Here is a 12,276-nt window from a genome sequence, read left to right on the forward strand (position 1 = left end):
GACGAAAACCCTCCGGCACTGCTCGCGGCCATCGGTCAAGGATTCGGTCGCCTCGCTGTGTGGGTTCGAGTAGCCGGGAAGTGAAGTGTCGAATGAAGTTATCGGGGATACCGAATGAAAATCCCATCGCACCGAAATCGGCGACAGGTCGCGTGAAATCGGCCGTTCGAGCGCTACTCGACGGTTATCCGTCCCGTGCGAGTGCTCGCGTTGACCGTCACCGAGTAGGCGATCTCGCCGGTCTTGAAGGTGCTCGTGTCGATGGTGAACGTCACCTCCTGCGATTCGCCCGCGTCGAGCGTGACGCTCTGTTCGTCGGTGACGTTCTGGCCGACGGACGTGATGACCTCGTTGGTGAACTTGTCGGTGAAGCTCCCCGGCGCGAGGAGGTCGAACCACGCGCCGTCGGCGACGCGCTCGGCGAGCACGCGCAGGTCGAGTGCGGGGTCGTACGCCTCGCCACGCCGGTTGTTGTAGTTCCGGATGTAGTCGACGTCCGGCGAGACCGAGATGAGCTTCGCCTTCTTGTCGTCGATGAGGGTGACCAACTCGTCCTGTGTCGGGTCCGACGAGATCCGGTCGCTGTCCTCGTTCGTGATGTCGATGAGCACGGTTTTGGCGTCCGAGCGCGCCGAGAGCGCGTTCAGCGAGCCACGGATCGCCCGGTAGTTGGCCTCGAACGCCCCGCTTGCGGAGATACCGTCGATGGTCCGTTCGGTCTGGCCGACGTCGCTGGTGTAGTCCTGTCGCAGCGTCGCCGAGCCTTTGCCGTAGGTCACGACCGCAAAGCGGGCGTCGATGCCCTGACTGTCGAGTTCGTTGTTGAACCCGCGAATGTCGTCTCTGACCTGATCGATGTAGGGCTGCATGCTTCCCGAGTCGTCGAGCAAGAACACGACGTCGACCTTCCCGCTACTCTGTCCGGCGGCGGTGAGCGTCGCGTTCTCGGTGCAGCCGTTCGCCCGGCCGGTGTTGGTGACGTTCGCGGTGACCGTTGCCTGCTCGCCACGCGTCACGGTGTCCGGTGCCGTGACGTCGCTCACCTCGACGCTACACCGCGGGACGAACCCACTGCCCGAGAGGGGTATCGTCACGGCCTGCTGGTTCACGGCGTCGCTTTCGATCGCCAGACTCGCCGCCTTCGGACCGGCCGAGGTGGGCGAGAAGCCGACGGTGATCTCTCGCACCTCGCCGGGTGCGAGCGTGAACGGGCCACCGCCGTCGACGATGCTGAACTCCTCGCCGTTCGCGCCGACGATGCTCGTGTCGGTCACTGCAAGCGGCGCGCTCCCGTCGTTCGTGACCGTAATCGTCGTCGTGTTCGTGGTCCCGGTTGCCACCTCACCGAAGTCGTGCCGAGCCGGGTCCGCGACGAGGTTCGACGCGGTGCCCGTCCCGGTGAGCGCCGCGGTGACGGTGGACTGCTCGGGATCGTTGCTCTGCACTTCGATGGTCGCGCTCTTTGCGCCGGCGGAACCGGGCGCAAACTCCACGGTTATCTCTCGACTCTGGCCCGGTTCGACCGTGAACGGGGCGTCGGGACCGATCACGGTGAACTCGCTCGCGTCCGCGCCGACGACGTTCACCGCACTCACGTCGAGTCCTGCGGTGCCGTCGTTCGTGACGGTGAACGTCGTGGTGTTCACCGACCCAGCCGGCACTTCGCCCAAGTCACGCGTCTCGGGTGTGAGCGAGATGGATGGTGCGATGCTTTCGCCCGACAGCGGTACCGTCACGGTTGGCTGGTTCGCGGCGTCGCTCTCGACGACGAGCGTCGCCTTCTTCTCGCCCGTCGTCGTCGGCGCGAAGTCGATGCGCACCTCGACGCTTTGCGATTCGCCGGGCTGGAGCGTGAACGGCCCACTCCCATCGACGATGGTGAAGTCGCCGGCGTCCGGACCCACGATGCTCGTCGACGAGACTGACAGCGGTGCGTCCCCGTCGTTGGTGACGGTGAAGTTCTTCGTCTGACTGCCACCGTTTGGCACCTGCCGGTAGTCGTAACTCGGTGGGTCGACGACGATATTCGACGCGGTGCCCGTCCCGGTGAGAGCCGCGGTGACGGTGGGCCGGTCGGGGTCGTCGCTTTCGAGTTCGAGGGTCGCGCTCTTCGCGCCCGTCGAGTTCGGAACGAATCTGACCCGGATGTCGCGCGATTCGCCGGGAGCCAGCATGTACGACCGTCCACCGTCGACGAGCGCGAACTCCTCGGCGTTCGCACCGGAGATGGTCGTCCCCGAGACGGTGAGCGGCGCATTGCCGTCGTTCGTGACCGTGAACGTCGTGACGTTACCCGTGTTGACCGCCACGTCGCCGTAATCGTAACTCTCCGACGAGAGACCGATCGTCGGCTTGACGCTCTGGCCGGTGAGTGGCACCGTCACGGTCGGCTGGTCGGGATCGTCGCTCTCGACGACCAACTGTGCGTTCTTCTCGCCGGTGGTCGTCGGCGCGAACTGCACTGTCACTTCCTGTGACTCGCCCGGTGCAAGCGTGAACGGTCCACCGCCGTCGGTGATCGTGAACGCACCTGCGTCGTCACCCCCGATGCTCGTTCCCGAGATCGCAAGCGGCGCGGTGCCGTCGTTCGTGACGGTGACCGTCTGGGTGGCGTTCCCGTCGTTCACCACGTCGCCGTAGTCGAGGTTCGCGGGATCGACGGCGATGTTCGACTCGATACCCGTTCCGGAGATGTCCGACGAGACGGTCGGTTGGTCGGGATCGTTGCTCCGCACTTCGAGTCTCGCGCTCTTCGTGCCCGTCGATTCGGGAGCGAACTCGACGGTTAGCTCCCGACTCTCGCCGGGACCGAGCGTGAACGCGCCGCCACCGCCGACGACGGTGAACGCAGCCGCGTCCGCCCCGGTGATACTCGTTCCGCTCACGTCGAGCGGTGCAGTGCCGTCGTTCGTGACCGTGAACGTCGTCGTGTTCGCCGATCCCGTGGGAATCTCGCCGTAATCGTTGCTTGACGGGGAGAGAGCGACGTTCGGTGCGACGCTCTCACCGGCGAGTGATACCGTGACGGTTGGCTGGTCGCCGTCGTCGCTGTCGATGGCGAGTGTCGCGCTCTTCGAACCGGTCGAGGAGGGCGCGAACTGGACGGTGACTTCGCGGGACTCGCCGGGACCGAGCGTGAACGGTCCACCACCGTCGGTGATGGTGAATTCGCCGGCATCCGCACCCGAGAGCGTCGTCCCGGAAACCGACAGCGGCGCAGTCCCGTCGTTCGTCACCAGGAACGTGCGCGTGCTCTCTCCGTCGTCGGGAACCTCACCGTAGTCGAGGCTCGTGGGGTCGACCACGATGTTCGACTGGGTGCCGGTGCCCGACAGCGAACTCGTCAGCGTGGGACTGTCCGGGTCGTCGCTGTCGATGGCGAGTGTTGCGTTCTTCGCGCCCGTCGAGGTGGGTGCGAACGCCACAGTGACTTCGCGCGATTCGTCCGGTGCGAGCGTGAACGATCCGTCACCCGAAACGAAGGTGTACTGGTCCGCGTCGGCACCGATCAATCGGGTTCCGCTCACGTCGAGCGGCGCAGTGCCGTCGTTCGTGACGGTGAACGTCTGCGTATCGCCGGAACCGACCGCCACGTCACCGTAGTCGTACGTTTCGGGGGTGAGCACCGCGTTGGGTTCGACGCTGCCGCCGGAGAGCGGTACCGTCACCGTGGGCTGGTCGGCGTCGTCGCTCTCGATGACGACTTCCGCCGTCTTGTCACCCGTCGAGGAGGGCGCGAACTGGACGGTGACTTCGCGGGACTCGCCCGGTGCGAGCGTGAACGGTCCACCGCCGTCGGTAATGGTGAATTCGCCGGCATCCCGCCCGGAGATGGTCGCCCCGGAAACCGACAGCGGTGCGTCGCCGTCGTTGGTCACCGTAACCGTCTGCGTCGCCTGGCCGTCGTTCGAGACGTCACCGTAGTCGAGGCTCGCGGGATCGACGGCGATGTTCGACTGGGTGGCCTGTCCCGTGAGCGAACCCGTGACCGTCGGGCTGTCCGCGTCGTCGCTCGCGACTTCGAGCGTCGCGCTCTTCGCGCCCGTCGAGGTCGGCGAGAACGCGACGGTTATCGTTCTGGTTTCGTTCGGTGACAGCTCGAAGGAGCCACCGCCGTCGGTGATCGTGAACTCGCCGGCGTCCGCACCCGCGATGGTGACGTCCGAAACCGACAGCGGCGCGCTTCCATCGTTTCGGACCACGAAGGCCCGTGTCTCGGCCGACTCCACCGGCACGTCGCCGTAGTCGCGTGCATCTGGCGTGAGCGTGATGTCCGGTTCGGTGCTCGTTCCTCTCAAGGGGATCGTCAGCGTCGGCTGGTCAGCATTGTCGCTCTCGACGACGAGCTGGGCGGCTTTGTCGCCTGTCGTGGTCGGGGCGAATCGTACCTCGATCTCGCGTGACTCTCCCGGTTCGAGGTCGAACGCTCCGCCGCCCGAGAGGATGGTGAACGAACCTGGATCCATCCCGGCGATGGTAACGCTCGAGGCCGACAGCGGCCCGTTGCCGTCGTTCGTGATGGTGAAGGTTTGCGTTGCATTTCGGTCGTTGGGAACCTCACCGTAGTCGTGGCTCGGGGAGTCGACCGCGACGTTCGATTGGGTGCCGGTTCCCGACAGCGCCGCCGTGAGTGTCTCGCCCGCGTTGTTGTCGACGGCGAGAGTGGCACTCTTCGCACCAACCGAGGTGGGTGCGAATCGCACTCTGATCTCTCGGGATTCACCGGGTGCGAGCGTGAACGCCCCACTACCGTCAGTGATCGCGAACTCGCCCGCGTTCGGGCCAGTGATAGTCGTCTCCGAAACCGACAACGGCGCAGTGCCGTCGTTCGTGACCGTGAACGTCGTGACGTTCGTGGACCCGGTGGCTACGTCGCCATACTCGTGTTCGGTGGGTGAAATCGTGATGCCCGGTGCGACGCTACTGCCCGCCACCGGCACCGTCACGGTTGGCTGATCGCCGTCGTCGCTCTCGACGACGACGTTGGCGTTTTTCGCTCCCGTCGAGGTGGGCGCGAACTGGACGGTGACTTCGCGGGACTCGCCCGGTGCGAGCGTGAACGGTCCACCGTTGTCCGTGATGGTGAACTCGCCGGCACCACCCTCGACCGACGTCCCGGTGACGTCGAGCGGCGCGTCGCCGTCGTTGGTCACAGTGAACGTCTGCGTCGAGGTGTCACCGTTCGAGACATCCCCGTAGGCGAGGCTCGCTGGCTCGACGACGATGTTCGACTGCGAGCCGGTACCGGACAGCGCCGCCGAGAGGACGCCGCCATCCGCCGCTTCGCTGACGACTTCGAGGGCTGCGTTCTTCGCTCCCGCCGAAGTAGGACCGAACCGTACTCGGACTTCGTGTGACTCGCCTGGGGCAAGCGTGAACTGCCCGCCACCGGCAGTGACGGTGAACTGGTCTGCATCCGCCCCGGTGATCCGGGTCGCGGTCACGCTGAGCGGTGCAGTACCGTCGTTCGTGACCGTGAATGTCTGCGTATCGCCGGAGTCGACCGGCACGCTCCCGTACTCGTGCTCCGTCGGCGTCAGTCCGATCGTCGGCTGGACGCCGGTCCCGGAGAGCGTGGACGAAACCGTGGGGCTATCCGGGTCGTCGCTTGCGACGTCGAGCGTCGCGGTCTGCTGGCCGGTCGCGGTCGGCGAGAATCGGACGGTGACGTCGTGCGAGTCGCCGGGTGCGAGCGTGAACGAGCCACCGCCGTCGGTGATCTCGAACTGGTCGGCGTTCGAACCCGTCAGTGTACTTCCGGCGACCGCAAGGTCGCTGTCACCGTCGTTGGTGATGGTGAACGTCTGGGTTCCGTTCGTCCCGACGAGCGTCTCACCGTAGTCCGACGTCGCGGGTGAGAGGGCGATGTTCGGCGACCCAGGCGGTTCCGGAGTAGTGGTTTCGGTCGGTGGCGTCGTTGTGGTCGTCTGAGTAGTCGTGATTGGCGTCGTGGCCGTGGTTGTCGAAGTGACGGTTTCGGTCGGCTCCGTCGTCGGCGACGGATTCGTCGTAGCCGGCGGAGTGGAAGTCGTCGTGGTGTCCGTCGGCGGGGTGGCGGTTGCTGTCGCGGTCGGCGAAGCGGTAGGCGTTGGAGTCGTCGTCGGGGCTGTGCTGGTTGGGTTCGGTGCTGTCGTGGGTGTTCCCGGCGACTGAGTTGCCGTCTCCGTTGCCGTGCCCGTTTCTGTGGGCTGTTCCGCCGTCGGCGATGACGTCACGGTGGCGGTGTTCGTCGTCGGGGATTCGGTCGTCGTGTCCGATGGCGTGGTCGTGGACGCCGTCGTCGGTACCGTCTCGGTCGAGGTCGAAGGCGGTGATTCGGTCGGTGTGCTGGTCTCGGTGCGTGTGGACGACGGCGGTTGTGTCGTCGATTCGGACGGTTGCGTGGTCGTCGACGTGTCCGGGGACGCCGTCGTCGTGTCGGTTGCCGTCGGCGCTGGTTCGGCAGTCGCTGTCGCCGTCGGTTCCGGTTCGCCGGGCGATTCGGTCTGCGGAGCGGTGGGTGATTGCGAACCGCTACCGGGAACCGTCGGCATCGCCGGTGAGGTGGACGGTGGGGCGGTCGGCTCCGAGGGCGTCACGCCCTCGTCGGTCCCCGAAACGTCGCTGTCGACGGTCGTGTTCGACGGGATCGTCGCGCCGTCGTCGATCGAGACACCTGGACGAATCTTCACGTTTTGACCGATGAGTACGTTCTGACCGATCGAGACGCCGCTCCCGATCCGTGTTCCCGAACCTATCTGAGTGCCGTCGCCGATGGACACGTCACGGCTCACGATGACGCCGGCACCGATGGTGACGCCCGACCCGACCGTGACGTTGCGCCCGAGGAGCGTTCGATGACTCACGCTCGTCTCGCTTGCGACGGTCGCGTTGTCACCGACGACGACGCCGGGACCGAGCGTGACGTTCTCGCCGAAAGTGGCGGAGTCACCGGCGACGGCGGTTCGGTCGCTGGTGGTATCGTAAGCGTCGGGGAGGGCGACCGAGAACGTGTGCGTTCCGGGACCGAGAGTGGCCGAGTCCGCATCGACGAAGGTCTGGTCCGGCTCGGTCTCCGGGCTCCAGCCGGGACCGGGTTTCCGGTAGCTCACGAGCGAGAGAGGGACGTTACACCCGTCTCGAATCGTGACTGTCGTCGTCGCAGTGCCGTCTTTCACGGTGATCTCCCGACTTTCGATACACTCGGTGTAGCTCTCGTTCGAAGCCGTGAGGTTGCCGGAATGACGCGTCAGCGCACGCTTGCTATCGCCGTGGGCGAACCGAATCAGTCGATCGTCCGCATAGGTCCCCTCGTCGTCCCCGAACTGCTTGATCGGAGCCCCGAAGACAAGATCCACTTGGTAGAACGCGACGACTCGGTCCGTTTCCGCAACGGTTGAGACCGACGATCCCGTCCGGGAACCGTTTGGAGCGCCGGACGAGCGATTCGTCGCCGCCGAATCGGACTGGCTGACTGAAATGCTCTCTCCCGAAGCGCTGTCGGAGCGAGAGTCGGCCAGTGATGTATTGGGTTGCGTCCCTCCCGCCGCAGTATCCATCGAAGACCGTGGCTGCGAAGCCGGAGTGGCAAGTATTCCGGCCGGGACCGTCGAGACGACGACTATGAGCGAAACGATAACCACAAGAGAATGTTTCTTGCTTACCATTCGTTAGTAGATTTGCACCTCTCGTGAAGTAAAACAACGATCATAGTGGAAACATCTGCTGGTAGCCACATTATTTTATAGTGGTTGCGGAGCATAGATGTGATACGCACACAAAATTCTACAGGGTGAATATCAGCATCCAACCTCTAAATATTCGCGACGATGATGTTCTACTCTGTATGGCCGACTCTATACCGATAGTTCTCTACCGTTCACGACCGTCTACTCTCGGCTCGAATTGTCGAGAGATCAGCCGTTGAGTTTGTCGATGTCGCGTGCAGCCTCGGCTTGCTCACGAACCGATTCGAGCGTTGCGCTCGGACTCGTTGCGGCGACGGCCGCGTTGACGGCCCCTTCGAGAACCGGCCCATCGGCGATCGCCGCCTCGACGTCGCTCGTCTCGATAGCCACCTCGGCGTTCATGACCGCACTCCCGAGGTCGACGAGGACCACGACACCGTTGCCGTCGTCGGCTGCCACGAGCGCATCCTGGATGTCGTCCGGCACGGTGCCGATGCCGCCGCTTCCGTCGCCCCCGACCGGTTCGATGCGAACGTCGGTGGCCATCTCCGCCGCCACCTCGACGATGCCAGCGGCGGCGGTTTCGCTGTGAGAGACGACGACGAGTCCGATCATGCGTCCGGCTCCTCGTCGGGCACCGTCGGTGAGGTGGCGTCGGTGGCCGATTCCACAGCCACATCGAGTCGGTCCTCCGCCACCGCCGACAGCGTCTCGATGATGAACAGCGTGCTCGTTGCCCCCGGGTCCTGATGACCGACCGACCGCCACCCGAGATACGACGCCCGGCCCTTCGATACGCGAATCGGGACGGTGAACGCAACCCCGCGCTCGGCCGCGTCGACCGCTTTCGCAAGCGCTCGTGCTGGGGGGATGTCGTCGACTTCGATGGATTTTTTGAACGTCTGGACGGCCGGTGTGAGTGCGTCGACCATCGTCCCGTCGCCGACCGCAGCGCCACCACGATCCTGTACCTTCTCCAGATAGGTCTCGGCGAACGCGACGGCACTTTCGGCCGAAAGGCCGTCTTCGAGTTCCGTACTGGCAAAGATTATCGAGCCGCCATACAGCGGTCCGGAGGCCCCGCCGATTTCCGAGAGAAGCGTTCTGCCGACCGTTTCCACGACTGTCGCGACGTCGGGATCGTCGAGGTCCGCGACGGCCGTAACGGCCTTCGACCATCCACGAGCCATGTTGCCACCGTGGTCTGCGTCACCGATCGCCGAATCGAGATCAGTGAGATGATCACGTTCGGCTTCGAGCCGTTCGGCGACGGCTTCGATCGCCTCGATGGCTGCCTCGGCCGCCCCGCTCATCGTTCCGTCAGTGCGGGCGTATCGACCGGCTCACCCAGTAGTTCCTTGAGTTCCTCGTCGACGGCACAGATCGTGATCGAGCAGCCCGCCATATCGAGCGAGGTCATGTAGTCCCCGACCCATGCGTCCCACGTCTCGATGTCGTGGCCGTCGAGCAATGCTTGCAGGCGGCGGTTGACGACGAACAGTTCCATCAACGGTGTCGCCCCCATCCCGTTGACGATGGTGACGACCTCGGTGCCTGAATCGAGATCGAGGTCGTCGAGCACCGTTTCGGTCAACTCGTCGATGATCTCGTCGGCGGACGTGATTTCGGCTCGTCTGACGCCGGGTTCGCCGTGGATACCGATGCCGAGTTCGATCTCGTCGTCGTCCAGATCGAAGGTCGGTTCCCCCTTCTCGGGTGTGACACAGGACGTCAGCGCCATCCCCATCGTCCCGACGTTGTCGATTACTTTCTGGGCAACCCGTTCGACCTCGTCGAGTTCTGCGCCCTGTGCGGCTTTCGCTCCCGCCGCCCTGTGTACGAGAATCGTTCCACAGACACCACGGCGACCGGATGTATACTCGGAATCCTCGACGGCGACGTCGTCGTTGACCACGACCGTTGCGACCTCGACGCCATCCATCTCGGCGAGGTCGCTCGCGGTATCGAAGTTCATCACGTCGCCCTCGTAGTTCTTGACGACGGCGAGAACACCCTCGCCGGCGTCACAGGCATCGAGCAGCGCTTCGAATTCGTCGGCCGTTGGGGAGGAAAAGACGTCACCGGCCGCCGCCCCGTCGAGCATCCCGTCGCCGATGTAGCCGGCATGCGCCGGCTCGTGGCCACTGCCGCCGCCGCTGACGACGCCGACCTTCCCCTCGACCGGGGCGTCCTCACGGACAAGCACCTCCGTTTCCGGGAGACGTCGGAGACGGTCGGGGTACGCCGCGACCATGCCATCGAGCATCTCGTCGACGACGTCGTCCGTGTCGTTGATGAGTTTCTTCATAACTCACCTCACATATACTGTTCACGCATGTAAAGTATAGCCCTGTTCGATCGGTCCGTCGACGACTCGTGGTTACGATCGTTTCGGATTGTTACTTACCACCGAATCCGGGATCAAAACCGTTCGGCGGCTAACGACAGCCCTTTTCACACGCTACCGCTCCAGGACGCGACTGTGATGGGGTCTCATCGGTCGGTTCCCCGCGCCCCTTCGGCGAGTATGTCGTCCACTTCGCGTTTCGTGCTCGCTGCAAGCGCGCGCTCGGCGAGGGTTCGCGCCATCGACGAATCGATCTCCCCGATGCGTGCTTTCACCTCCGGGACGGTGAGCGCGCTCATGCTCAGTTCGTCGAGACCGAGACCGACGAGTAGTTCGGTCAGTTCGGGATCGCCGGCCATCTCGCCACACATCCCGATCCACGTCTCCATCCCTTCGGTTGCCTCGATCGTCCGCCGGAGTGCTCGCAACACGGCGGGATGGCGAGGGTCGTGAAGGTCCCCGACACGCTCGTTACCTCGGTCGGCGGCCATCACGTACTGGGTGAGGTCGTTGGTGCCGATCGAGAGGAAGTCCGCGCGCGCGGCGAGATCGGGGGCCAGGAACACCGTCGCCGGCGTTTCGATCATCGTTCCGACCTCGGGCGTCTCGATTGACTGTCCATCGGCTTCGAGGTCGGCGATCACCGTCTCGACGCGCTCGCGGCCGGTTTCGAACTCGTCGAGTGTGGCGACGAGCGGAAACATGATCGCGAGGTCGCCCGTGGTCTCGATCGCCGCGCGGACGAGTGCGCGCAGCTGTGTCTCGAACAACTCGGAATCGGCATCGAGCGACCGTCGAATCCCACGCTCGCCGAGAAACGGGTTGTCCTCGCTCGGCAGGTCGAGATACGGGATCGGTTTGTCACCGCCGATATCGAGTGTTCGCACGACGACGCGACCGTCCGGGAACGACGCGAGCGCTTCCCGATAGATCTCGTACTGTTCGTCCTCGCCGGGAGGCGCTTCGCGGTCGAGAAAGAGGAACTCGGTTCGATAGAGACCGATCCCGTCCGCCCCGCGATCGATTGCAGCCTCGATCTCGCTCGGTCGACCGACGTTCGCTGCCACTTCGATCGCCGTGCCGTCGGCGGTCGTCACCGGTTCGCTGCGGATCGCTGCACGGGCAGTCCGGGTGGCCTGCTCACGGATTTCATCGCTCGGTTCGGGGATCACGGTACCCGCCTCGCCGTCGATGGCGACCGTCGTCCCCTCGTCGATCGCGTTGAGACCGTCGCCGACACCGACGACGGCCGACAACGCGAGCGAGCGGGCGAAAATCGACGCGTGGGAGGTTCGTCCGCCCGTGACGGTCACGAAACCGGCCACGGTATCGGGGTCGAGGTGGGCGGTATCGCTCGGAGTGAGCCGCTCGGCGAAGACGATCGATTCCCGAGGGAGATCGGAGAGATCCGTCCGGTCGGTATCCGTGAGGATTCGAACGAGGCGATCACGAACGTCCCGTAAGTCGTCAGCGCGGTCCGCCATCCGCCCGTCCATCCCTTCGAATTGCTCGATACCGCTCTCGAACCCGTTTTGCACGGCGTGTTCTGCCGGTAGCCCTTCGTCGATTTCGCCGACGATCGCCCCCTCGATCTGTGGATCGCCGAGGAACTGGCTGTGCGCGTCGAACACCGCTGCCTCGTCCGCTCCGACGCGCTCTGCGGCCCGGTCGCGTTCGGTCTCTAGTTCCTCACGCGCGCGCTCCTGTGCCTCGGTAAACCGTTCGCGTTCGGTTTCCGGATCGACGGTGTCGGCCGGTGGCTGCGCCGGTAGTTCGACGTTCTCGTCGGGACGATACCAGACGACCGAACCGACGGCGCTGAGAGGGGTCGCACCGATGCCGGTCAGCGTGTGGTCGCTCATCCTGTGGTCTCTTCGTCGCCACCTTCCGGCGTCGAGAGCACGTCTTCGAGTGCATCGAGTGCTTCGTCGGCGTCGTCGCCGTCGGCGACGAGCCGGAGCTGTTCGTCGTGACCGACGCCGAGGCCCGTCACCGCGAGCATGCTCCGGGCGTCCACGAGGGTTCCGTCGTCGGCCACACCGACTTCGATGTCACAGTCGTACCGGTTTGCGGTCTCGACGAACTTCGACGCCGGGCGGGCGTGAAGTCCTGCTTCCGGGACGACCGTGACGATGCGTTCGCTCATTCTTCGAGTGTCTCCATCACGGCTTGTATCTCGGAGGGTATATCGCCATCGTAGGATCCGTCCCGAACGCTTCCATCCATCGGTGACCGACAGGAAAGCGAGAACGTCGAGATGCT

At 64.8% G+C, this 12,276-nt stretch carries 6 protein-coding genes; all 6 read right to left on the minus strand.

What is annotated here, in order from left to right; translation table 11 throughout:
• Positions 1-173 precede the first annotated feature (173 nt).
• Positions 174-7,337 carry a choice-of-anchor D domain-containing protein gene (locus ACP97_RS07305; RefSeq protein WP_161782621.1) on the minus strand — a complete coding sequence of 2,388 codons (7,164 nt, stop codon included), beginning with the start codon at positions 7,335-7,337 and terminating at the stop codon, positions 174-176.
• Positions 7,338-7,895: 558 nt separating this feature from the next.
• Entirely contained in the window at positions 7,896-8,282 is a 387-nt protein-coding gene (locus ACP97_RS07310; protein WP_049997185.1) for a PTS-dependent dihydroxyacetone kinase phosphotransferase subunit DhaM, read from the minus strand.
• Positions 8,279-8,980, minus strand: coding sequence for a dihydroxyacetone kinase subunit DhaL (dhaL, locus tag ACP97_RS07315; RefSeq protein WP_049997186.1), 702 nt, complete (start codon positions 8,978-8,980; stop codon positions 8,279-8,281). Before dhaL ends, ACP97_RS07310 begins: the two co-directional genes overlap by 4 nt.
• A complete protein-coding gene (dhaK, locus tag ACP97_RS07320; protein WP_049997187.1) occupies positions 8,977-9,975 on the minus strand; it encodes a dihydroxyacetone kinase subunit DhaK in 999 nt (332 codons plus the stop codon). The genes dhaL and dhaK overlap by 4 nt, the downstream gene beginning before the upstream one ends.
• A gap of 185 nt (positions 9,976-10,160) precedes the next feature.
• Positions 10,161-11,876, minus strand: coding sequence for a phosphoenolpyruvate--protein phosphotransferase (ptsP, locus tag ACP97_RS07325; RefSeq protein ID WP_049997188.1), 1,716 nt, complete (start codon positions 11,874-11,876; stop codon positions 10,161-10,163).
• Positions 11,873-12,160, minus strand: coding sequence for a phosphocarrier protein HPr (gene ptsH1, locus ACP97_RS07330; RefSeq protein ID WP_049997189.1), 288 nt, complete (start codon positions 12,158-12,160; stop codon positions 11,873-11,875). Before ptsH1 ends, ptsP begins: the two co-directional genes overlap by 4 nt.
• Positions 12,161-12,276: the final 116 nt, after the last annotated feature.

Origin of the sequence: Halococcus sediminicola, assembly GCF_000755245.1 — an archaeon.
GTDB lineage: Archaea > Halobacteriota > Halobacteria > Halobacteriales > Halococcaceae > Halococcus > Halococcus sediminicola.